General features: G+C 43.5%; 28 protein-coding genes. 5 read left to right on the top strand and 23 right to left on the bottom strand.

The features are described from left to right. Nucleotides 1–86 precede the first annotated feature (86 nt). A complete protein-coding gene (gene acpS / locus QNH15_RS01230; RefSeq protein ID WP_283891979.1) occupies nt 87–443 on the bottom strand; it encodes a holo-ACP synthase in 357 nt (118 codons plus the stop codon). Between the two features lie 86 nt (nt 444–529). Here acpS and QNH15_RS01225 point away from each other — a divergent pair, with 86 nt between their 5' ends. Continuing rightward, the gene (locus QNH15_RS01225; RefSeq protein ID WP_283891978.1) at nt 530–1,126 is read left to right on the top strand and encodes a rhomboid family intramembrane serine protease; all 597 of its coding nucleotides are present in this window, start codon (nt 530–532) and stop codon (nt 1,124–1,126) included. Between the two features lie 42 nt (nt 1,127–1,168). On the opposite strand, the gene QNH15_RS01220 is transcribed toward QNH15_RS01225, so the two are convergent. The 8 genes from QNH15_RS01220 to QNH15_RS01185 all read right to left on the bottom strand — a co-directional run bounded on the left by QNH15_RS01220 (nt 1,169) and on the right by QNH15_RS01185 (nt 7,527). Continuing rightward, nucleotides 1,169–1,924, bottom strand: a complete 756-nt coding sequence (locus QNH15_RS01220) for an STAS domain-containing protein (protein ID WP_283891976.1) — start codon at nt 1,922–1,924, stop codon at nt 1,169–1,171. Further along, the gene (locus tag QNH15_RS01215; protein ID WP_283891974.1) at nt 1,911–2,582 is read right to left on the bottom strand and encodes a cobalamin B12-binding domain-containing protein; all 672 of its coding nucleotides are present in this window, start codon (nt 2,580–2,582) and stop codon (nt 1,911–1,913) included. The genes QNH15_RS01220 and QNH15_RS01215 overlap by 14 nt, the downstream gene beginning before the upstream one ends. Nucleotides 2,583–2,595: 13 nt before the next feature. Beyond that, nucleotides 2,596–2,952 carry a hypothetical protein gene (locus QNH15_RS01210; RefSeq protein ID WP_283891973.1) on the bottom strand — a complete coding sequence of 119 codons (357 nt, stop codon included), beginning with the start codon at nt 2,950–2,952 and terminating at the stop codon, nt 2,596–2,598. Further along, nucleotides 2,949–3,254, bottom strand: coding sequence for an antibiotic biosynthesis monooxygenase family protein (locus QNH15_RS01205; RefSeq protein WP_283891971.1), 306 nt, complete (start codon nt 3,252–3,254; stop codon nt 2,949–2,951). Before QNH15_RS01205 ends, QNH15_RS01210 begins: the two co-directional genes overlap by 4 nt. 350 nt (nt 3,255–3,604) lie before the next feature. Continuing rightward, nucleotides 3,605–4,831 (bottom strand): D-alanyl-D-alanine carboxypeptidase family protein, encoded by a 1,227-nt coding sequence (locus QNH15_RS01200; RefSeq protein WP_283891969.1) that lies wholly within the window; start codon nt 4,829–4,831, stop codon nt 3,605–3,607. A gap of 183 nt (nt 4,832–5,014) precedes the next feature. After that, nucleotides 5,015–5,953 carry a magnesium transporter CorA family protein gene (locus tag QNH15_RS01195; protein WP_283891967.1) on the bottom strand — a complete coding sequence of 313 codons (939 nt, stop codon included), beginning with the start codon at nt 5,951–5,953 and terminating at the stop codon, nt 5,015–5,017. Between the two features lie 27 nt (nt 5,954–5,980). Beyond that, nucleotides 5,981–6,322 (bottom strand): GNAT family N-acetyltransferase, encoded by a 342-nt coding sequence (locus QNH15_RS01190; protein ID WP_283891965.1) that lies wholly within the window; start codon nt 6,320–6,322, stop codon nt 5,981–5,983. Between the two features lie 317 nt (nt 6,323–6,639). Then, a complete protein-coding gene (locus tag QNH15_RS01185) occupies nt 6,640–7,527 on the bottom strand; it encodes a hypothetical protein (protein ID WP_283891963.1) in 888 nt (295 codons plus the stop codon). A gap of 224 nt (nt 7,528–7,751) precedes the next feature. Here QNH15_RS01185 and QNH15_RS01180 point away from each other — a divergent pair, with 224 nt between their 5' ends. Further along, nucleotides 7,752–9,011 (top strand): helix-turn-helix domain-containing protein, encoded by a 1,260-nt coding sequence (locus QNH15_RS01180; RefSeq protein ID WP_283891961.1) that lies wholly within the window; start codon nt 7,752–7,754, stop codon nt 9,009–9,011. 13 nt (nt 9,012–9,024) lie between these two features. Then, complete coding sequence (locus QNH15_RS01175) at nt 9,025–9,285, top strand: hypothetical protein (protein WP_283891959.1); 261 nt, start codon at nt 9,025–9,027, stop codon at nt 9,283–9,285. A 30-nt stretch (nt 9,286–9,315) separates the two neighbouring features. Here QNH15_RS01175 and QNH15_RS01170 read toward each other — a convergent pair whose 3' ends face one another. From QNH15_RS01170 to uvsE, 8 genes are all read right to left on the bottom strand, one after another. After that, nucleotides 9,316–9,651 (bottom strand): L,D-transpeptidase, encoded by a 336-nt coding sequence (locus tag QNH15_RS01170; protein ID WP_283891957.1) that lies wholly within the window; start codon nt 9,649–9,651, stop codon nt 9,316–9,318. A gap of 63 nt (nt 9,652–9,714) precedes the next feature. Then, the gene (locus QNH15_RS01165) at nt 9,715–10,224 is read right to left on the bottom strand and encodes a DNA-3-methyladenine glycosylase I (protein ID WP_283891956.1); all 510 of its coding nucleotides are present in this window, start codon (nt 10,222–10,224) and stop codon (nt 9,715–9,717) included. A 55-nt stretch (nt 10,225–10,279) separates the two neighbouring features. Then, nucleotides 10,280–10,828 (bottom strand): signal peptidase I, encoded by a 549-nt coding sequence (lepB, locus tag QNH15_RS01160; RefSeq protein WP_141687143.1) that lies wholly within the window; start codon nt 10,826–10,828, stop codon nt 10,280–10,282. A gap of 267 nt (nt 10,829–11,095) precedes the next feature. Further along, entirely contained in the window at nt 11,096–11,449 is a 354-nt protein-coding gene (locus QNH15_RS01155; protein ID WP_283891955.1) for a VOC family protein, read from the bottom strand. Between the two features lies 1 nt (nt 11,450). After that, nucleotides 11,451–12,473 carry an S-adenosylmethionine:tRNA ribosyltransferase-isomerase gene (locus tag QNH15_RS01150; protein ID WP_283895385.1) on the bottom strand — a complete coding sequence of 341 codons (1,023 nt, stop codon included), beginning with the start codon at nt 12,471–12,473 and terminating at the stop codon, nt 11,451–11,453. Further along, on the bottom strand, nt 12,473–13,195 hold the full coding sequence (locus QNH15_RS01145) for an SDR family NAD(P)-dependent oxidoreductase (protein ID WP_283891954.1): 723 nt from the start codon (nt 13,193–13,195) through the stop codon (nt 12,473–12,475). The genes QNH15_RS01150 and QNH15_RS01145 overlap by 1 nt, the downstream gene beginning before the upstream one ends. A gap of 172 nt (nt 13,196–13,367) precedes the next feature. Beyond that, a protein-coding gene (locus QNH15_RS01140; RefSeq protein ID WP_283891546.1) for an IS3 family transposase occupies nt 13,368–14,533 on the bottom strand; the annotation gives its coding sequence in 2 pieces (ribosomal slippage) (nt 13,368–14,257 and nt 14,257–14,533; 1,167 coding nt in all). 109 nt (nt 14,534–14,642) lie between these two features. Then, entirely contained in the window at nt 14,643–15,608 is a 966-nt protein-coding gene (gene uvsE / locus QNH15_RS01135) for a UV DNA damage repair endonuclease UvsE (protein WP_283891953.1), read from the bottom strand. 129 nt (nt 15,609–15,737) lie between these two features. Between uvsE and QNH15_RS01130 the strand changes: the two genes are divergently transcribed. Further along, a complete protein-coding gene (locus QNH15_RS01130) occupies nt 15,738–16,670 on the top strand; it encodes a DMT family transporter (RefSeq protein WP_283891952.1) in 933 nt (310 codons plus the stop codon). Between the two features lie 177 nt (nt 16,671–16,847). On the opposite strand, the gene QNH15_RS01125 is transcribed toward QNH15_RS01130, so the two are convergent. The 6 genes from QNH15_RS01125 to QNH15_RS01100 all read right to left on the bottom strand — a co-directional run bounded on the left by QNH15_RS01125 (nt 16,848) and on the right by QNH15_RS01100 (nt 21,616). After that, nucleotides 16,848–18,197 carry a hypothetical protein gene (locus QNH15_RS01125; protein WP_283891951.1) on the bottom strand — a complete coding sequence of 450 codons (1,350 nt, stop codon included), beginning with the start codon at nt 18,195–18,197 and terminating at the stop codon, nt 16,848–16,850. Further along, nucleotides 18,184–18,729: an RNA polymerase sigma factor SigX gene (locus QNH15_RS01120; RefSeq protein ID WP_061975825.1), complete on the bottom strand. Its 546-nt coding sequence runs from the start codon at nt 18,727–18,729 to the stop codon at nt 18,184–18,186. Before QNH15_RS01120 ends, QNH15_RS01125 begins: the two co-directional genes overlap by 14 nt. Nucleotides 18,730–18,972: 243 nt before the next feature. Continuing rightward, on the bottom strand, nt 18,973–19,593 hold the full coding sequence (locus QNH15_RS01115) for a TetR/AcrR family transcriptional regulator (RefSeq protein ID WP_283891950.1): 621 nt from the start codon (nt 19,591–19,593) through the stop codon (nt 18,973–18,975). Between the two features lie 94 nt (nt 19,594–19,687). Then, nucleotides 19,688–20,560, bottom strand: a complete 873-nt coding sequence (locus QNH15_RS01110) for a GNAT family N-acetyltransferase (protein ID WP_283891949.1) — start codon at nt 20,558–20,560, stop codon at nt 19,688–19,690. Nucleotides 20,561–20,716: 156 nt separating this feature from the next. After that, nucleotides 20,717–21,256 carry a general stress protein gene (locus QNH15_RS01105; RefSeq protein ID WP_283891948.1) on the bottom strand — a complete coding sequence of 180 codons (540 nt, stop codon included), beginning with the start codon at nt 21,254–21,256 and terminating at the stop codon, nt 20,717–20,719. A gap of 69 nt (nt 21,257–21,325) precedes the next feature. Beyond that, complete coding sequence (locus QNH15_RS01100; RefSeq protein ID WP_283891947.1) at nt 21,326–21,616, bottom strand: hypothetical protein; 291 nt, start codon at nt 21,614–21,616, stop codon at nt 21,326–21,328. Nucleotides 21,617–21,785: 169 nt separating this feature from the next. On the opposite strand from QNH15_RS01100, the gene QNH15_RS01095 reads away from it, so the two are divergent. Next, entirely contained in the window at nt 21,786–22,133 is a 348-nt protein-coding gene (locus QNH15_RS01095; protein WP_283891946.1) for an Mpo1-like protein, read from the top strand. The last annotated feature ends 124 nt before the right edge of the window (nt 22,134–22,257 follow it).

Genomic DNA, 22,257 nt, shown 5'->3' with positions numbered 1-22,257 from the left:
CGCCAACAGGATGTCCCTCCCCACCGCATTACACTATATGTGGACAAAAGGGACATTATGCAGACTAGCTTGACAAGCAAACCAACTTACAGGACGGTTTCAAGAATAACCTGGGCCACTGCAAATTCCTTGGAATGGGAGATGGAAAGATGAACAAGCCCCTCCGAACCTGCCACAATGACCGGCTTTCCATTATCATTTTTGGTAATTTCGATATCCTGCCATGAAAGGTGCCTGCCGATTCCTGTGCCGAGCGCTTTGGCATAGGCTTCTTTAGCGGCAAAGCGGCCGGCCATAAATTCCGCCTGCCGTCTGCCGTTGAGCTTTTCAAACACAGCAAGCTCCCTTTCCGTAAGGATCCGTTCGGGAAAGCGGTGCTGCTTCCGGCATACTTCCTGGATTCTTGTGATTTCAACAATATCGATCCCTGTTCCTATAATCATCAGTCATTTCCTTTCCGGCATGGTATTTCTTATTTGTATTACCGTTATGCTAAGATTAATATACTACATTCAGGTGGTGATGCTGGTTGTTCGTAAGAGAGGAGAATTTCAAAACATTCCTCAGGCTATATCCGGTAATATCGATCATAACAGCCGTTCATTTGATCGTTTTCCTGCTGGCTAACCTCGGGCCGCAGGCGGATTTTATTTATTATTACTTTACCGGGTCCAATTACTTTATTTCACAGGGAGAATACTGGCGTCTGTTCACGCCGATTATTACTCACGTCAGTCTCAGCCACGTGCTGTTCAACACGTTCTCTCTTGTTATTTTCGGTCCCGCTTTGGAACGTATACTGGGAAAAGGAAAATTTATGATTGGCTATTTAGGCGCAGGCATTATTGCCGATATCGCTACCTATTTTCTTCTTCCCCTAAACTATGCCCACATCGGGGCCTCCGGTGCCATTTTCGGACTGTTCGGCATTTACCTGTATATCCTGTATGCCCGAAAAGAATATTTGGGGCGTGCGAATAAACAGATTCTCATCGTTGTTTTGGTTTTCAGCCTGATTACCACCTTCACAACGCCTGGCATCAACATCCTTGGCCACTTGTTCGGACTCATTGCCGGAGCAGCCCTGGCTCCTGTATTAATGGCTTTTGTTCCACGACGGAGATAAAAGCAAAAAAGACACCAAGCCAGCATGCTTCGGTGTCTTTTATTATAGATATTTTTTCATCGCTTCCTGAAGGGTGGACAAGAAAGAGAATTCCACTTCTGAATTCAGCTCATGCATTTGTCGGGCATGCCCGGGTTTTACACCGACAATTACGGATGCGATGCCGCCCATATAGGAAAGCACCCTGAACAAACTCTCCATTTGTTCCAATCCTTCGAGTGTAATAGAACCCACACCGGTAAAATCAAAAAGGATGGTATCAAGATCTTCACGATACGCATTTTTCAGCGTATTTCCTCTGATTGAATTGATTTTGCGAGGAGTGATGTCGCCAAACATGGGAATCAGAGCCACCTCATCCGACAGCGAAATAAAAGGACCGGACAGTCTGTTAATCTCCTCTAACGCCTGTTGAAGCTCTTCCTTTTTTTCAAACAGTTCAAAATCCGTGCTGGACAACCTGCTCTGCAATCGATAAACCATGTTTTCAAGATTTTTGTTTTGCTCGTTTTTTTTGATGCAGATCAAGTGGCCGTTCAAGTAATGATCCCAAGAAATGTAGAGATCGAAAAGCTCCAGCGGGTAGTTTTTGGTTTTCATGCTGATCTCCATGGGTTGTGCCCCATCAGAGGTCTGAAGAAAATTTTTCAGCTTTGCCACACTTTCCTCGTCCACAATCGAGGTAATGTTTTCAGTAATTGTAAAAAGGGCTTCCGCTTGTTTTGAAAAATTAAGGATGTGGAAATCGGTATTAATTTTAAAATATGGAACCGGTAATACATAATCAGTAACGGGCATTTTGCTTCTCTCCTGTACTATACACACTCAGCCAGCTGTGAAGCTCCTCTACATCTTTTATAATCACTGTTTTGTCGGAACAGTAGGGCCTGAGATCATACTTTTCTGCCAAACGGCCACCGACCAGGACAGTGGGACCATAATTCAAATCCTCCAATGCTTTTACATAGGTTTGCAGATTAGGCAGGTTATAGGCAATAGAAACCGAAAGCCCAATCACATCCGGCATCCATTTTTTTGCCGTATCCACCGTATATTCGAGCGGCAGATCCGCACCCATGAATCGGGAATGCCAGCCTTCCTCTTCAAATAATCCAGAAACCATTTTAAGGCCAAGGGCATGCTGCTCCCCTTCAAGGCATGAAAACATCGCTTTATGGTTTACACTGTGACGGTTCATTGCAAGGCTTTTGCCGGGACTGTAATGATATTGGGCCAGGACGAAATCACAAACGGCAGTAGCCAGATGTTCTTCTGCCACCGTAATATCATTTCGTTCCCACAATTCGCCAATATAGCGCATGGCCGGTGTCAGCAGCTCGTTATACAGTTTATATCTTGGGGTGTGCTTAGCAATCTGACGCAAAAGTTCGATCGCACGCTGCTGATCTCCATTTAAAAGAAACTCCGCAAATTGCTGCGGTGAACGTTGTTGCACCGCAATCCCCCCTTTATTCCTTTTCTTTTAATACCTTTATTCCTTCTCCAAGATAGGAGCGATAAGCTGAAACCCTGTCATCATCAGGCATACCTGCTAAAATCTTGTCAATTTCATCAAAGTTATAAATTAAAAGATCGGCTGTCATCCCGAACTTTTCAAGAATTCCATTGAGCCAGCTCGCATAGTCCGAAAAAAAGACCGGGTTTTTCAATTCGTAGGCTGTCTCTAAATGCTTCATATGGTGATAATTGTCTTCGATGGCTTTTTTCTTTCCCTTTTCTCCGTATCGGTTCTGGAGATCGGGATAATCTTCGTACATCTTTGTAACTACCTTATTAACAATATCATCTACTGGAATTTGTGTCATGTGGCTACTACCTTGTATTGTTTAACTGCCGGGATAACGGCGGCCAGCTCCTGGTCGGGGTACTCCTTTTCCATGTCATGGATGTCCTTGAACTGCTGGCTTCTTACCCATTCCAAATAATGCTCCTTTGTATCAAAGGTCAATTGAACGGTAATTTCCCCCGGCTTTTTTTCATTCTGAAGCAGCAGGAAATCCAAAAAACCCACTGCGTCATCTACAAGACGGGATCGATTTCTGTATATGTTAATGACTTCTTCCGCTTTTTGTTCCGGTACATAGAATGTTGAGTGGACAATATACATGCTTTACCCCATTTCATGAGTTAGTTATCATTTGTTCTATAACGTTCAACCAGAATACTCGTTTCCCCTTCCCAATTTATAGAAAACAAGCCTGCTCCCTATAACATTCGCCCACGTATAACAAAAACAGGGAATAGCAGCTATGCTTTTCCACTAGTTGCACAAACAAGGAAAAATATGAGAAGGAAGGGGGTGCAAAAAAAGAGAGGACTCTACCTCTCTTCTTCCGTGATCCTCTTTGTTTCCAGTTAAACCAAGGATAAAATGGCCGTCATCATCAGTAAGATGAAAAGCGTGACTACCAATATCCTTACTTTCGTATTAATATCCATAAAAATCCCCAATCTGCCCTATTTGATAAAGGTATAATTCTTTTCGTATCTTCTCATCCGCTGCAAGGCTCTCCGTCTTTTGTTCCTCATCCGGATCATCACCATCAAAGCAGTAAGCATAAGAAACCCGCTGTAAAAGAAAAGGGCTGTTCTTGTCGTTAACTGAAGGGCCAGTTTGCTGCCGGTCGCTTCTCCTGAAGAATGGGCAGCCACTTGACTGGCTTCCTTTTTCGGACTCGGCTGGAACAGCTGGACAGCAGCCAGTGCGTCACCCGCACTGTTTTTTAGTGTCAGCTTTCCCGAAGCGGATACGTTTTTAAGCACATGCTCTCCAACCGGCAGGGTTACTTCAAGGTCCTCTTTTAAGGCGTGTTTCCTGCCGGCCGGATCTTCAATGAGTGTGCCTTTGGAAAGCTTCTGCCTTTGGAAATGGCTGAAACCGTAATCAAATAATGATGTCGTATCGCTGTATGCCGCCTTGGAGGTAGAAGCTTTTAAAACAACCGCAATAAAGTCCATGCCATCCCTGGATACCGAGGTTACCAGTGTATGCTTAGACTTGTCCACATAACCGTTTTTCACCCCGGTCGTTCCCGGATAATCCCATAGCAGACGGTGATGGTTCACGAGTGTGGTATCCCATCCCTTTACATGCCAGGGAAGGTTCTTGATTTTTACAATCCTTCGAAATTCACTGTTTTTCATGGCGTATTGCGTGATCTTTGCCATGTCTTCGGCCGTGGTGTAGTGATCCGGATTAAACAGGCCGTTCGGCGTCACAAAATGGGTATGCGTGGCTCCGGCCTTTTTGGCGAATTCATTCATTTTGTCGGCAAATGAAGGTACATCTCCAGCCAGGTATTCTGCAATGGCAACCGCCGCATCGTTACCGGAATTCACCATCATTCCTTCAACAAGTTTTCGTAATGGGATCTGTTCACCCTCGTTTAAATAGACGCGGGTCCCTTCAGCCAAGGTCGCATTTTTGCTCACTGTAACGGTTTCATCCATTTTTCCGGAGTCGATGGCAAGGATGGCTGTAACAATTTTGGTAATACTTGCTGGATACATTTTTTTATTATCCTTTTTATTATAAAGGACATTACCTGTTTTTTGGTCAATTAAAATGGCGCTTTTACTCTTAATGTGGGGTGCTTTTTCTTGTTCAGCAAACACCGGTGCAACCGGCGCCAGCAGTCCTGAAAGAAAGCAGAGGTAAACAATAGTGTGGAAAAACTTCTTCATTTGCCGCTAACAACTCCCGTCTTCATACTACTACCTTACTAAAGGGTTCGAACTAAACCTTACACTAATAATGGTCAGGCGAACAGTTTTCGTGTTATTTTTTCATAACATGTTAACATTCGACAAAAGACGGCAAAACTCTTCTTTTTTTGTAGCAAAATTAGCGGCAAATTTTTCAATGGTTTATTTAAAGCGGCTCTTTCGGCTGCGGCTCTTTAGCAAGTCGCCGGTCCATCCTTTCATTCTCAACCAAATATAAATGCTGGCGATTGAAAGGCCGATGAGACCCAGGGCAATCGCGTATCCTGCTTTCCAGTCGAGTTCTGGCATGTTTCGAAAGTTCATTCCCCAGATGGAGCCAAGCATCATGCCAGGTGTGAAGATGACGGTCATAACGGTCAGTGTTTTCATGATTTCATTTCCACGGTGGGAAGAAAGTACCTCCTCGAGCTTCAGCATCGTGTCAATATCGTGCTGGTAGTGGTTGATGAGATTTAGCGTACGCTCAATTCTGACGCTTGTCCTCCTGTACTCGGTCGTTTGGGTGATTTCATCAAAAAAGGCTTCCTCTGCCGCAAGCTTGATTTCTTCAACCGGTATCGTCAAATCTGTCCAAATTAACAGTTCCTGACGCAAGTCGTAAATACGATCCAAGAGAACTTGATTGTTGTTTTGCTTTAAATCGTATTGCAGTTCTTTCAGCTTGTACTCAAAATGATCGATTCCATCCAAATAATTGTTGAGCACTTCCCCCAGCAGGATAAAAAAACCTTCAACTGCGGTTTTGCATTGATGCATCTGCCGGATCATGTCTTTTTTGTTGGTACGGTCCAGCCTGACAACTTCCAATCCCACCGTCACAAAATACGACCGGGTGATATAAAAATGAAAGAAGTCGTGATCAAATTCCTCTTCTTCTTTTTCATAAGTCAGGCAGCCGTGGAGAACCGCTTCGTTTCCATGATTTTCAATGCGAAGATAATTCGTGTTTTGTTCCTCTACATTTTCCAGCCACTGCGTACAATCCGGCAGCTTATGAACCATCTCTTTGATGTGTTCTGCTTTATGATCTATGGATTCTATTTCATACCATTTCCAGTTTTCCAAGAATCGATGGTTCATCTGATCTCTTCCTTTCTAGACGTAAACCTACAGCGAAAAGTCCGTAGCTCCCTTTTGTTTTGCCCAGCTCAGGCATTTCTGAACCAATTGCTGCCGGAGCTGACTTTCACATGAAGGTGCACACAAATGCGTAATGGCCGCGGTTGGCCTTTCCGTAAATGAAACCGGGTCTTTTTTGCTCAGTCTCACCACCGCATAGCCGTGTATCGATCCCTCTTCCTCCGCCACAAAAATCTCCACGTCTTCACGCTGCAAAGAAGAACTCCATTGCTCCCGGGACCATTCATCCATGATTTTCTCCGTGTTTCCCACGAGTTCTTTCATATTTTGAAAATCGCCAGCAGTTCCTTTACGAATGGATTGGCTCATTGTTTTCCTCCAATAACAGGTTTTCTTTTTGCTCTTCGCCAGCTTTGTTGCTTTTGAAAGTGGGGATTTCCATTTTCGAGGAGTCTCGCACCTTGCACTACAAGAAACTTCAATGAAGACTCTGTTTCTAAAGCATCAAAACTTTAAGAAAAACCCTTTTCTTAATTACCTTATTTACGTTTACTTACAAATTTCCCCCATGAAGCCCTTCCTGAAACTCTGACTGATATTTTGTGTTTCTTCTATATAATTATCTGTTCGTCCACCTATGAAAAAAATCCTGCTGGCATCACCAGCAGGATTGAGCGTTCATATTATTATGATATTTTTTTACTGCACACGATTTTCCGGTTGCAGTGATCCCAGGTGAACAGGGTTTTGCTGTCCTGCTGCAAGAGGGAGAGTGAAGAACTCGTGCATTCCACCACTTGAGAGTTCGGGATGGTATGTGTGATTTGGTGTCCGGTGTTAAGATCCACGTAAACGATCTTTTCCGATTTTCCTGTGGCAAGATCAAGTTCGTACACCATGATTTCGTTCTCCACATGGTAAAGGGCTCGTGGAGAAATACTAAGCGGATACTCCCTGACCACCTTTTCCTTATTGTTCAGCACGATGATTTTCTTTGGATCCCCATTCAAAATGGGCGCTGCAGAAATATAAACTTCTTCACCGATACAGAGAATGTCAGTCGGTGCTATATTTTTTCCAAGGTTTACCCTTTTTTTCTTATCGCCCTTGATGATGTAAAGGACAGCCTGATCTTCCTCTACGATGTAACAGGAAACATACAGCGTGCCGTTGTTCTTTTCCACTTCCCACAGATACCCGTTCACTTTCCACTCCTTTAAAAGCTCGGGATCATCCTTGGAGAAGATCAGGATAGAGCCTTTGGACCCATCTCCTTCACAGGCCACCACCACGCTATCCTCAAATTCATAAAAGTTCGGACGTCCGTTGACAGGGTGACAGAGGCGCTTCTTCGTTTCATGGTTATGGGTATAGATGGTATGGCGTCTTAATTTTGTTCCTTCAACCTGGCTCACCCAGTAATTTTTATGGTTGTCTTTATAAACATCGATATATGTTTGTGGATCATTCCATTGCAGTGTCAAAGAGTTCCCGGCTGTATCTGGATCATTCGAGACATATAGCAGTTCCTTGATGTCTGATTCGTTTGCTGATAATGAAAACATTTTTGCCATTATGTTCTCCTCCATTTCTAAATGGCCGGTATAACTTTCTTACCATCCGGACAAGTCTGTTAATTTATTTTTAATTGGTAAATCTAGCAAAAAGCAATTATTATCTGTTATATTTATCTTACCAGACATTTCTGTGGGTATGTATTGGGAAAAGTAGTAGTATTGGTACTTGATTAATGGGGGGTTTGCATGACAATTTTCCCAAGTTCGGAAAGGGGGATTATATGGTCGGTCAAAGAATAAGATATTATAGAAAAACCAAAGGCCTAACCCAGGAAGAACTGGCTCAGGGAATCTGTTCAGTGTCCTATTTAAGCAAGATTGAGAAAGGGGATGCAAAGTCCAGCGAAGAGGTTATTAACCTTCTTTGTGAAAAGCTGGGTATTTCGTCCGAGGAAGTGGACAGTAACGAGATCCTGGAAATGCTCAACGAGTGGAATATGATGATGGTGAACCGCCAGTTTGATGAGGCGGAGAGACTTTACAATCAGGTCAATGAAAAAGTAAAAATAATTCATGATCCTCAGATTCTCTTACGTTACGAATTATTTTTAACAAGATACCATCTAACCAAACAACCATCCGATGTAGAATTTGCGCTCAGATATCTAAAGAAAATCGATAAACTTGTTGAACAACTAAGCAGTGAATTAAAATTTTATTATTTATTGTGTCAAGGGTTATATTTTAATATAATTGGAAATTACAAGACAGCCTCTCATTATTTTCACAAAGCTGAAAATTTAAATAAAATTGACACCAATATTCAAGAAATCGAAATAGCGGTACTATATTATTTTCTTGCGCTTAATTACAGTTACCTTATGCGAATCAGCACTGTTAATGCATACGCATATAAAGCACTTACCATATTTGACAAGGAGTACAATTTTTCCAGAAGTGCCGATTGTCAAATCCTCATTGGTATAAGCTTTAGGCGAGCAAACAATTATGTTGAAGCGGAATTTCACCTCAACCAAGCTTTAAAGTATTCCATTCCTTTTAATGATCATTTTGCCTCAGGAGTAATTTACCATAATTTAGGATATGTAGCATCCTGTAGTAAAAAACATTTAAAAGCGATAGATTTTTTCAAGAAAAGTTTACAGCATAAAGTTAAGGCAGCTCCAGAAAGACGAGCAAGCACTTCATTTCTGTTAGCTCAAGAATACTTAAGTTTAAACAATAAAAAAGAAGCTAAAAATTGGATCAATAAAGGGTTTGAAGAAATTGATCGAGAAAAGGACGAAGAGCTTTACTTTCATTTAAAAATTACATCCTACAAACTTGAAGGATTGAATACCCCAGGTTTTGAAGCCTTTATGAGCAAGGAAGCTATTCCCTTTTTTGAAAAAAAGAACATATGGGAGTATGTGTCATCTTATTCCGAACTTCTTGCAGATTGGTACTTTGAACAGTCTCAATATAAAAAAGCCAGTCAATATTATAGGATCGCTAACAATTCTAGAAAAAATATTTACTAATGGAGGAATATTAATGAAAAAGCTAGGAATAACATTATTATTAACTGGTGTTTTAGCACTGGGTGGTACGGTTTTTTTTCATGATGATAACCCAAGATCAAACTTTGCTCACGATGATAACCCAAGAGCTAGCTCTGTAAAAATCGTTGCTCACGATGACAATCCTAGGGCCAGTTCAGTAAAAATCGTCGCCCATGATGATAATCCAAGAACTAATTCTGTAAAACTCGTTGCTCATGATGATAATCCAAGAACTAATACTGCCAGAGCCTAAATAAAATTTTAATATGGCTTGAATTTTTATTTATCTCCCAATATAAACCTTCGTTCCAAGCGGAACCATTCTGGACAGTTCGAGTACATCTTTATTGAACATTCGAATGCATCCTTTTGAGACGTTTTTTCCAATTGACGATGGGTTATTGGTGCCATGGATGCCATAGTGCGGTGCGGAAAGCCCCATCCACATGACACCAAACGGACCACCGGGATTAGGCTGCTTATTAATTATTGTATACGTTCCCACAGGCGTAGGAGTAAGCATCTTCCCCACTGCAATGGGATATCGCCTAATGGTTCTTCCGTTTTGCGTAACTGCCATTCTTTTTTTACCTACAGAAATGAAGATCTGATACGCCATTTGTACCACCTCCACTGTTACAGTATGTCAGTGGAGGTGGTTCTGTTTGTATTGCCGCAAGCTTTAGGCCTTTTGGTGAAGATAACAGCTTTCCTCATGCTGTGTGGGCATCATTCCGGTCGCCATGAGAAAGCTTTCCGCCGTGGTCAAGCCGAAGTGTTTAAACGTTTGTTTAAGGATTTTCTGCTTTTCAACCGGATCCTCGGGCAGCTGTTGAAAGAAAGCATCCAATCCGCCATATTTCTTGATTAGTTCATCGCACCGCTTGGCGTTTTCAATCGTTGCTTCAATTTTTCTTCTGTGTCTGACAATGCCTTCGTTATTCATCAAGTTCTCTATGTCGTCTTCCGTCATTGCCTTGACGTGCTGAATATCAAATTGGGCAAAGGCCTTTCTGAAATTTTCACGTTTATGTAGAATTGTCCGCCAGCTCAGCCCCGCTTGGAACATTTCGAGTGTAAGGCATTCAAATAATTTGTTATCCTCTGTTACGGACACCCCCCATTCTTCATCATGATACGTTGAAAGCATCTCGCTCTCTGTACTCCATTTGCATCTTACCCGGTTCTCCATAAGCCGTTCCCCCTATATAAAACAAAACCTGGCCGGTCAGGTCAGGTTTTTCATGTTAATCTGTTTTTCGAATATCTTTGAATGGATAGATGACCACTTCGGATTTGCCCTCAATGGAATCGATATTAATCAGGCCAAGGCCGTTTCGGGAATCCATACTGTTCAGCCGGTTATCTCCCATAACAAAACATTTCCCTTTTGGAATTTTGATTGGGCCAAAGTCTTCTGTTAAATAGACACCGAGGGTTCTTGCCTGTTTTTTATTCTGGTTCAAATACGGTTCTTTCACGGGCTTTCCATTGACCAAAAGCTTATCTTTCTTTACCTGGATGGTATCGCCTTCCACTCCGATCACACGTTTTACATAGCGTTTGTCATCGCCTTTGATGATAACAATGTCACCGACTTTCGGCTCGGTTACCGAGTAGATGATTTTATTGACATAGAGTTTATCGTGATTATGCAATGTTGGAGACATGGAAGCTCCCTCAACCATATAAGGCGCGAAGAAAAAAGTTTTAATAATATAAACAAGAACGAGAGCAAATACAATGGACTTAATCCAGCTGAAGAGTTCATTTCCTTTTTTCTCTTTTTGCTCCATACGGTTCACACCTTTCTTCATTAAGATTGAAACAAATTTTAAACGGTTTATCTTCTTATTGTACCGTATAATTTATAAAATGGTCACGCAATTTATGTCAACTCCCCCTTGTATGGTAGACGGTATGAATGACTATCACTTATTGTAACAAAAAGGGGGCAGACGCAATCACTTTTGAAAGATTTTACAAATTTTTTGGGTATTACTAAGTAATGTATAGTAATTTATATTTAAAAAACCGGAAGAAATTCTCTTCCGGTCTTCCTATTATGGTTCAATGAATTCAATCCAGCCGCCTTCCGGCAGTTCATAAAAAACCGTCTTCCAGCCGTTGTTCAAAAGAAATGGCCCTTCCAAAGAGAGAATACCCTTGTTCTGTAATCGGTGTATCATGTCCTCCATGCTTTCGATTTGAAAAGCGGTATGGGCACCGTCGTCCTGATTCTCTTTCTGCTGAATCAGTTCAATCTTCCATTCATCATTTCCAACAAACAGAAGGTGCTCCCCCTCCCAATCCGATTCAAAGATGACCTTCATATTGAATGCCTTCAGGTAAAAATCTGCAGCTTCCCACAGGTTTCGGACGATAATGCCGTAGTGATGAACTCCAATCGTTTTCATTCTAGATGATCAAATTCATGTCACCAAACTCGTGCCAAAAATACTTTTGACCGATGGCTTCTTTATAGGAGACATGAAGGTGCTGCACAGAGACAAAGGCAGAAAGAAGGTCGAGATGGCTTGCTTCCGGTTCATGCAGTCCGGTGATCAGTCCGTCCGCCACTTGAAGCTTCGTGGTCCCGGTAATATATAAATTGGTCCAGCCTCTGGCTGCTTTTAGGTGGCCTTTGGTATCGACAGCTGATTCCAAAGCGCGGACTACAGTTGTTCCCACTGCAATCACTTTATGGCCATTACTTTTGGCCTGCCGGACTGCTGCCGCCGTCTTTTCAGGAATGCTATACTCCTCCAGGTTTTCCCTCGGTTCCAGATGCCATTTATCGTCCATTAAATAACTCAAGCCGGTATGCAGTTCAACATACTCAATTCTTACCCCTTTTTTCTGAAGGCGGAAAAGGAGCTCCCAACTGAATGCACGTCCGGCAGAAGGCATTTCCACCGAACCTGGAGACGTCGCAAATACCGTTTGGTAATAATCCAGATCCCACGGTGTTTCGATGTATTCATACCGTACCGGCTGTCCGATTTGGTAGATCTGATCATAAAGGGCAGTGCAGCACAGGTTAAACGCCAGTAAGGAAAAGGGACTGTCGGTAGCTGCTGTTACAACCGTTGCGGACAATACAGGAGAAAAGTGAATGGTGTCACCGTTCTTCACCTCGTCAACAAGTATGAGAGCTTCCCAGTTTTGATCACTCTTTTTGTGTGCCAGCCGTACCTCGACCACTGTGCCATCCGCCAGATTTCCCTTTAAGACCGCCGGGATGGTTCGGCTCGCATTCAGCACAAGAACGTCCCCCTCCTGTAAATAGTGATCCAGTTTGTAGAAATGGGAATGGTTGGTGGTTCCCTCTTTTTTATCAATCACCATCATTTTTACGTAATCCCGGCGGATGCCCCGCCGCTCTGGCGGCATACTGGCATTTAATTCGTCGGGAAGAACAAAAGAAAGGGCCGCGCTCATCACTGTTCACTTCCTTCCAGTGTGAATTCCTGGGCACTGAATCGTTTTCCGTTTTCTTTGGATGCTTCAGATGCCAGGTATCCGAACACATGAACAAGGTCATGAGGATCTGCCAATTCGTAATCACAGTCCGGGACGGCCAGGGCATGCATTTCAGTATCCATTTCCCCCGGATCGACCATGTTGACTCTCACTCCGGTTTCTCCTACCTCATCTGCCCAGGTTTCAGTCAAACCTTCCAGCGCAAACTTGGAAATGCCGTACGCCCCCCAGCCGGCAAACCCGGTGTGTCCCGCTTCAGATGTAACGTTGATGATACTGCCACTGTTGCGCTTCAGCATGTCTGGAAGCACCCGCCTTGTCACAAGGAATGGCCCGAGAGAATTAACCCGGACGACTTCAGCGAAGTCTTCTTCCGGATAGTCCAAAAGATAAGGCATCGGGCTCGGTCCGAGCATGGAGGCATTGTTAATCAATACATCGATGTGCCCGAAGTGCTCCTCTGTCAGTGCCACAAACCGTTCCACGTCCTTGGATTCCGAAACGTCCGCTGTCACCGCGAGAACATCAGCTCCGTACGCTTCTGCCTCTTTTTTCACTTCCTGTAGTGGACTTTCTCTTCTTGCGCAGATCGCCAGGTCGTTTCCCTCCTTTGCAAAATATAGAGCAAGCGCCTTTCCTAATCCCTGTGAAGCTCCGGTAATCATCACTACTTTTTTCATTGTTGTTACCTCCTTTTTATACTTTTTATACATTTATGTTTAATAAGTATCTTAATTATAATTGTTTGAAATTTCTAACGTCAACACTTTTTATTTCTCTTTTTCCGACAAAAGAAAAAAACCCTTATCTTAGACTGCCATATTGAAATGAGACAAGAATAAAACACCTTTATTAGGCTGCCATTCGACCAAATTCCATGGGTGAATGGTAGCCTAATTTTTCTTGTATTCTTTCTTCATTGTAGTAGTTTATATAATGGTCAATTTGCTCACGTACCTTATCTAAAGATAAAGAATTGAATTTTACATACTGAAATTGTTCCGATTTTAAATTGGAATGAAACGACTCGATGACGGCGTTATCCCAACAGTTGCCCCTTCGCGACATGCTGCTGATTACTTCTTCCTCTTTCACAAAGTTCTGAAAGGCATAGGAAGTATACACACTGCCCTGATCGGAATGGAGAATTACCCCTTTCGGGTTCCCTCTATGGTCCAAAGCCTCTTTTAGCGTATCCATGACTAAGGGGGTTTGCTGATGTGTATAGAGTTTATAGGCTACAATTTGGTTATTATATAAATCTATAACCGTCGATAAATAAAGGGTAGACGATCCATATTGAATATAGGTAATATCCGTCACCCATTTCTGATTGGGCGCGCTGGCCCGAAAATTTCGCTCTAATAGGTTGGGGGCCACCACGATCGTTTCTCCTTGGGATTTCCATCTTTTTTTCGGCTTTACCCTGCATTGAAGATGATGTTTCTGCATTATGCGCTGAACGGTATTTCGATTGAGCTTTACTTGGTGCTGACGCCATAATAAGGCTTTGATTTTGCGGTGTCCATATCGATATTTTGTTTCCTTGCACAATGAACTAATGACCGTTTCTTCTCTGCTTAATGATTTCAACGGAAGCGTCTTGACCCAGCGATAGTAATTCGCCCGCGGCACATTTAATACGGATAGAACGGCAGAGACCGTATACTTTTTCCGCAATTTCTCCACAAGCTGCAGGACTACTTCTCTTTCAACTCCTTTACCATCTCCAAGTACTTTTTTAAGATTTCGTTCTCCTGTTTTAAATGGGCATATTTCTTCTCTTTTTTCTCTTCCTCACTCAGGATGTCTGGACCAAGCCCATAGGTGTATTGCTTTCCAATCGGCTGATCAAACCGATGGATCTCATTATTTTTATACCATTTCATCCAGGTACTAATTTGCGTTTTGTTCTTAATCCCGTGCTTTTCCATAATCTCCTGGTTGGTCAATTGGCCGCTCATTTTATCTTTAATCACAGCCCACTTCACTTCACTTGAATATACGTTTTTGCCCATGCAAAAACACCTCCGAATTCTCACTTGTTTTAAGTGTAACATTTCGAAGGTGTTTTATTGTGTCTCATTTACTTAGGTTAGTCTATCTATCAAGGGTTTTTTTTGGTTTTTATTTTAAATAGAAAGAAGCTCCGTTAATCACTTCGGCCTCTTTTCTCTCTTTAATGTTCTCCATTAGCTGAAACAGTGCTTCATCCTTGCGTTTCGCTTCAATCATGCAGTCGACTTGCTGAACACTTCCCTTTATTCCGTCCAGGAAACGAAAAAATAGATCCGGATCAACAAAGTCCGCATGGTGCCGGAATTCCTTTTCACTCTTCGGGCTGGAGATATGAATTTTTAGCGGCAGGGGTGAATGGGACCATGTGTGTACTACCCTCTCCCAGTTCTCCTGCCAATTATCATTATAGTGGTGGGCCAGATGATGATGATAATCAAAGACCAGGGGAATGCCCAGCTTTTCGCAAAGATACAAGGTATCTTCAAGGGTAAATGAGGAGTCGTCATTTTCAAGCATGATCATCTCCTGAAGCCGGTGCGGCACATACATCCAGTTATGAATAAAACGCTCCAGGGCCACATCCGTTTCCTTGTAGTTGCCGCCCACATGCATCACACAGCGGTGGACCGGATCAATGTTCATGCCCTTAAGGATTTTATAGTGAAGGTTGAGCGTTTGTATTGAATTCTTTAATATTTCATCCTTCGGGGAATTGATCAGCACAAAATGATCCGGATGGAAATCAAGCCTCATCTTATGTTTTTTTGCGAACTCTCCAACTTCCCGAAGTGACTCTTTTAATGGCAGCATGTATTTCCAGTCGAGCAGCTCCTTGTGGTTAGCCAGCGGAATCAGCCGGGAGGTCATTCTGTAAAAATGAATGTCATGGGCGGCATTGTGCCGTAACAGACGAAGCGTGTTCTCCAGGTTGGATTTTGCGATCCGCTCGAGTTTTCTGAGTGCTGCCCCGCGGTCTTCAATCTGTGAAAAACGGGCATATGTCATCGTCTGGGATGGAGAGGCATTTTGCAGCTCCATGCTCATCGCTACATAGCCCAGCCGTACTTTTGTCATGCCTGTCACCTCACTTCTACTAACAGTATATCCAAAAAAAGGATTTCTTTTATCAGACGTGTTATAGACAAATTCTTGAAACAGGTATATATTCGATGGCAGAACAATAAAAGACAGAGGGATTGCAGGATGGAAAAAAAAAAATTTTACCTTATATTGATTTCATTAAGTATCGTAACGATTATCTGGGGCCTCAATGTCATTATGATTAAATACCTTTCAGGAATTTTCCCGGTTGTGCAGCTGTCTGCCTGGAGAATTTCAATGGCCGCTCTATGCTTGCTTATCTTTACCTATTCCAAATGGAAACCAGGAATCAAAAAACTGCCGTTGTCGGCCTGGGGACTCATCTTTCTGGTCGGCTTTACCTCGATCTTCCTGCATCAGCTTTTGATCTCACAGGGACTGCGGTTTACGTCAGGCTCAGCCGGTTCACTCATCCTTGGGCTAAATCCGCTGACAACCTCTCTTTTGGCGATGGTGTTACTTGGTGATCAGTTCAACCTTAAACGCTTTATCGGCATCGGACTCGGCTTTACAGGCGTCCTTATTGTCGTCGGCCACCCAGGTTCAGCCGGAACTGATCCAGTGAAAGGGAACCTGATTGTATTTCTCTCCATGCTCGCTTATGTAGCTGGCGGCCTGTTGATCAAACAAGCGGTAAAACAGGCATCCGTCTTTCAGGTAACAACCTTCAGCCACATGTTTGGCGCATTGCTTTTACTGATCATGTGGTTCCTGTTCCCTGTTGAGCCGTCGGTTTATCATGCAAACCTTTTCGCTTTTGGAGTGATGGTGTTCTCCGGCTGCATTGCCACTGCCCTTTGTACGTCCTGGTGGAACATGGCGATCTCAGAGATTGGTCCAAGCAAAACCACCTTATTTTTGAACGTCATGCCGATCAGCTCCTTGTTCTTCGCCGCGCTTTTTCTGAATGAAAAGATCCACTGGTATCATGCACTCGCCCTTCTGCTCATTGTGGCAGGTATTTACCTCGGACTGGCCCGCCAGAAAGGCACAGGACTTCCCGCAAAACCCATCAGCATCAATAAAGCCATGTAAAAAAACTGCCTGGAATCCAGGCAGTTTTCGTTTTATATTTAGTTCAGATCGATATCACCGGTATCGGTTTTAATGCTGATTTTCGGACCACCTTTTCCCGCTTCCGGGCTCTGAATAAAAAATGCCGATTATTCCCAATGGAAAACCAGGTGACCTACACCTGGTTGTTTACTACTACTATTCTTTCGTTTCCATAAAATTGACGGCACCCACCTGTTCTGTCTGCTGTTCGTCTGCCTGTTTTTCGGTACCGGCTCCATCGTCAATGGCTACCGTATCGCTTCCGTAATTTTTTACTGTCACAAGGGCGGCATCCATCATTTTGCGAGTTTCTTCATCGTCCGCTTTGCCCTTTCCTTCTACAGTAACCGTTGCCTTCGTTCCCGAACGGTCAGCATGGAGGGTTGTATCCTCCGGCACAGCCGGCACTAGCTTTTTGTCTTTATAGCCTTCTTTCATCTGATCCATGGCTTTCTCCAGGTTTTCGGCCGGTTTTGCAAAGGTGGTCGCATTGCTGTCTACCAAAAATTCATCGCCCGTTGAGGTCGTATAAGAAAAAGCGGGACCTCCCCTTACCCCGTCCACATCCAATTCTTCCTTTGAACCCAGATTGGAAAACTCATAACCTGGTTTTCCATCCGTTTCAAACTTCACCTTGGAATAGCCTTCACTATAACCAAACGTGTAGCCCAGTACTTTCGGAAGCAGTGCTTCTTCAGAAGAAGAGACAGAGCCTGCTGGAAGATTAACAACAACTGCTCCTTCTTTTTCCGACAGCTTTGCCTGGTTCAGCAGTGTTGGCTGAAGGCCGACCTTTTCCGGATGGAAAGAACCAAGCACATCCTCCACTTTATCAGCATACGTTCCTCCCCCCTTTACAAGAAAGGAGAGCGGGACCACAAGCTCCGCCTGATCATCGCGATAGGCAACGGTCACAAGGGATTTTCCTTCTTTTAGCTGCTGATTCAGTTCATCCTTCATGAGAGGAGAGTGATAGTTTTCATCACTTGATGCCTCAACCGTTACAGGAGGTGCTTCCTCATCTCCATTGGCTTTTTTATCCGCCGGCAGCTCTTTTTGCGTTGATGGGGCAGTACTACCTTGATTCTCATCCTGCGGTTTTTCAATTTTCGGTTCCGGCCGGTCCTTTTCTTTCTCCTTTATGGGAGCATTATTTTCATGTTCGCTTGGATCCACTCTTTCTGCAGGCGGCTCCGGATCCCTCGCTACTCCGTTCGGTTTTACCTGGTTTCTGCTTGGCAGCGTACGTTCCGGCGGGCTTGGTGCCGAAGCTTCTTTTTTGAAAAAAGGCAACGGCATGAGAAGAAGGACAACCGCCAGCAAACAAACCATGGCCAGCCCTGGCATCATCCACGTTTTTTTGACTGTTCTTTTATGTACAGACGATGCTGTCAGCTTTCCTTCGATTTCATGAAAGATGAATTCTTTTGAACGTTTATCTTTAACAGATGGCATTTTCTCCAGTTGTTTTTGAATTTCTTCTTCTGTCCATTTAGACGATTCCATCTTTCCATTCCTCCTCCAAACCAGGCCTCTGGTCGAGCAGCCCTTTAAGTTTCTTAAGGCCCCGATGCTGTGTAGTTTTTACCTTGCTCTCCGTCCAGCCGAGAATTGCGGCTGTTTCTGTTATTGAAAGCGACTGGATATAACGCAGAACCAGTACCTGCTGCTGCTGGATCGTACAGCTGCCTAATGCGCGGTACAGTTCTTTGACCGACTCTTTTTGTGTGACGAACTCATCCGGAAGTGGCTGAAGGTCCGCAAGCTGATTTTCCTTCTGTGACAGGTTGAAAAAAAGAAGCTTTTTCTTCCGCCGGTTTTGCTTGCGAATCCAGTCAATCGTGACATGCCTGGCAATCGAGTACAGCCACGTTTTTTCCGAGCTTTTTCCCTGAAACGTTTGGTATGCTTTTAACACCTTGATATAAACTTCCTGAACAATATCTTCCGCTGCCTCCCTGTCCCTGACCATATAAAAAATAAACTGAAACAGAGATTGATGATAGTCACCATACAACCGGTCAAACGAGTCATTCACTGCGTTGCCCCCCTGTCTAACTACTCATTAGTCGATACACCTGATCAAAAGGTTGCAAAAAAAACCCAAATTTAAGTTTACCCCATTTCCTGTAAATGGCAATGTGTAACCAGTTGATAAAATACGAGCCTATTTGACAGACAACCGTTTGTAACGAGGATAACGTGGTATCATTTCGACACGATCATTTATAACCCGGGAAATTATTCGCTTTTATGGCACAAAAAAATCGGGAGACATGGTTTACTCCCGACTGGTTGATGAAGAAATGCCGCTGATAAAAAACTCCTCAATCATTTCCCATGTTTTTTTATATTTTTCTTCTTCACCAAGCAGTGAAGAATGAAGCGCATTGCCGTCACGGATGGCCCAAAAAATTTGGGCAATGAATTCAGCATCCATGGGTTTGAATTCACCTGACTCCTGTCCCTCTTTTATAATTTCCTGGATAAAACCAGTGAATTCCTGATACCGTTCTTCCATCAACTTCTTTAAATCCTCCTGACGAGCACTGTACAGCCAAAACTCGGTGTAGAGCCTGAAGGATTTTCGCCGCTCATCCGTGAGCTGCTGTTTCTGAAACCGCTGAAACAAAAACCTCAATTTTTCAGTGGCCGTCTTTAAGGTATGGTATTCGCTTTGAACCTCCAGGAAAAAGTCCCTTGTTTCTCCCTGAAGAAGCTGCAAATAGATTTCTTCCTTGCTGTTAAAGTAGTTATAGATGGCTCCTTTGCTTAAATTGGACACTCTCACAATATCGTCGATCGTGGTCGCCTCATATCCTTTTTCACCAAAACAGCGGAGTGCTCCCTGCAAAATTAAGTTTTTCTTTTCCTCTTTATACTGCTCTGAAACCTTTGGCATGCTTTTTCCCCCAATGTACTGATCTCATGGTTGTATGCACACCTTTTTCTGTGCGAACCACCAAAACCCTTTTAATTTCTGAAAATCCGGGGTGCTAAATTGTTTTTGACATATGCACCTGTTCAATGGTCGTGTTGAACCCTTCATTCTGAAACGCCCGGCATGCAAGTTCGTTGCTTTTCGGAAAATTGAAGGTCATACGCTTGCAATCCGTAAGGGCCGGTTGAAACACAGAATGCAGCAAACACAGGATCACATCTTCTTTTTCATTAAATTCCGGTTTTCCTTCGCACTGATAAAGGACGATACTCTCAATCTTGCCCTCACTGTTTCTCACGCTCCTGTACAGCGCATACCCTACGGATTCTTCACCCGATTTGACTACCACTGCCTCGGCTCCTGCCAGACCTTGTGCTTGTGTCTGCCATGGCGAAAAATGCTCATAAAAATCGAGAGCCACTATTTCCTGCGGAAGAGCACGAACCACATCATAGCTTCCGCTGTAGGAGAAAGCATCCCTGGAAAGACTTTCGTTAGAAACAAAGAAAACCAGGTCATCCGTTTTTTTATATCCTATTTTCTCATAAAGCTTAATGGCCTTTGTATTTTCAGAGATCGCCTCAAGCATGAGACAGCCGACTCCTTCCTGCTTATATAGATCCATGCAGGCGTTCATCAGTTCTTTGCCGATTCCTTTTCCTCTGTAGTCCGGAATCACGCCCGTGCCTCCGTTCCAGGAAACCTTCTGGCCGTTGATCGTTCTAAAACCATTCAGGACAAACCCCACCGGTTGGTCCTGGTCATAGGCAACCAGGGAACGCTCCGGTGATATCTCTTCATTGGCCATCTTTTTAATCAGAGCATCCACCGTAAGATGAATATCGGTAAAATAATACCTAAACCCCTCATTGAACAGATGAACCGCTTCTTCAAGACTTAACATGCTGAACCTTTTGAATGTCAACAATCCAATCCCCTCCAATAAAATGACTAGTCGTTTTATTTTATTTTTACACCAACTCACCCTTCTAATCAACAACATTTCATCGACAAAAGGCGCAATGCAAAAAAGCTAAAGCAACCGGTTTACGCTGCTTTAGCTTTCTTCAATATTTTTCGCTTATTAATAGATTTTGCCGCTGTCTTCTCCCGGCAGATCTCTGTCGTAATAACGGGAGTTCAGCGTATTGTTAGTTCGGAATGTGTCGTAGACGTGTTCCCGGCGTTCCTTATCCGCGTCCACAAGAACAAGAATTTTTCCGCTTTCCACATAATTGTTGTATTCCTCGGCCTCATCTTCAGGAATGCCCATACCGACCAATGCGCCGACCAGACCGCCAGCTCCCGCTCCAATGGCAGCTCCGCCCAAAGTAGCTGCGATTGGACCAGCAGCTACAATCGGTCCGATTCCCGGGATCGCGAGGGCTCCAAGTCCGGCCAAAAGACCGCTCACACCTCCAAGGACACCGCCTGTCGCCGCACCTGCAGCAGCGCCCTCTCCGGCTTTGGTTCCCGTTTCATCTTCAATATGACGCCGTTCCTCTTTATCCCGGGCGATTACAGAGATGTCACCTTCCGCATAGCCTCGTTCTCTCAACGAATTAATCGCCGACACCGCTTCTTCTTCTGTTGAAAAAACGCCAACTACTTTTTTCTCATCCATTTGCAATCCCTCCAAGTTTAGACTCTTTTCATTGGTACTTGTTCCCCGAAACATTGAATTCAAAACTATTTATTCTTCGATCAACTTCTTCAGGTGCTCATAATACTCATGAAGCTCTCTGGATTTGGATGCAAGGAATTCTTTTTTATCCTGCTTGGTTTCCATAGCATCCTGGCCGATGGAAACAATATCGTCAAAGACTTCTGTCGTCTGTTCTCCTACTTCCACATCTTCTTTTAGAAGCTGACTGATCTCTGTGATTTTCTGAAGACGGTCTTCATTAAAGTCTTCCTCTTGAAGCTGTTGTCCCAAAAGAGAATACAGCACATCAACACGTTCTTTTGTTTGTGGTTTTAGCATATTGGCACCTTCCTTTTTTTCCTGTAACACTTGTCTCCGTTAATTTACCCTTATGTCAAAAAGCTAATCTTTTTTTGCATGGTCAAGAGGACACCTTCTTCCTATTAAAGGGAAAAAAGCGATGGGTATCGAAATTTATATACACAAGCTTTGAAGGAGGAACACTGCTATGCATCATGTTGATCACCAGGCAGAGAAACCGGAAATAAACACCTTTGATGAATTTTGGGTCTTTTATTTATCACAGCACTCCAAGAAATGCACAAGGGCCTGGCATTTTACAGGTACATCCCTTGTCTTTATTTTTCTCGCACTCGGTGCCACGATCAATGCCTGGTTCTTGCTGGCTGCGCCAATTACAGCGTATGGTCTTGCCTGGTACAGTCATTTTTTTATCGAAGGTAACAAACCGGCCACTTTTGGCCATCCTCTCTGGTCTTTGCGCGCCGATTTTAAAATGTTTTTCTTTACGCTCACCGGAAGATTGGAGCATGAATTGAAAAAAAGATCCTTGTAATTTCTGTTTTCCAAACCTCTTAAGCTATATTTCCGGGGAAATTCGCTAAATTTCGCCGTCTTAACCCCCGGCAAATTCCACCATTGTCCCAGTAGATGTCCAAACCCTTCCAGCCATTTTTCAT

Source organism: Fictibacillus enclensis (assembly GCF_030123385.1).
In the GTDB taxonomy this organism is placed as follows: Bacteria; Bacillota; Bacilli; order Bacillales; family Fictibacillaceae; genus Fictibacillus_C; species Fictibacillus_C enclensis.
The sequence above is the reverse complement of the archived record's forward strand: the minus strand, read 5'-3'. Positions and strand labels throughout refer to the sequence as shown.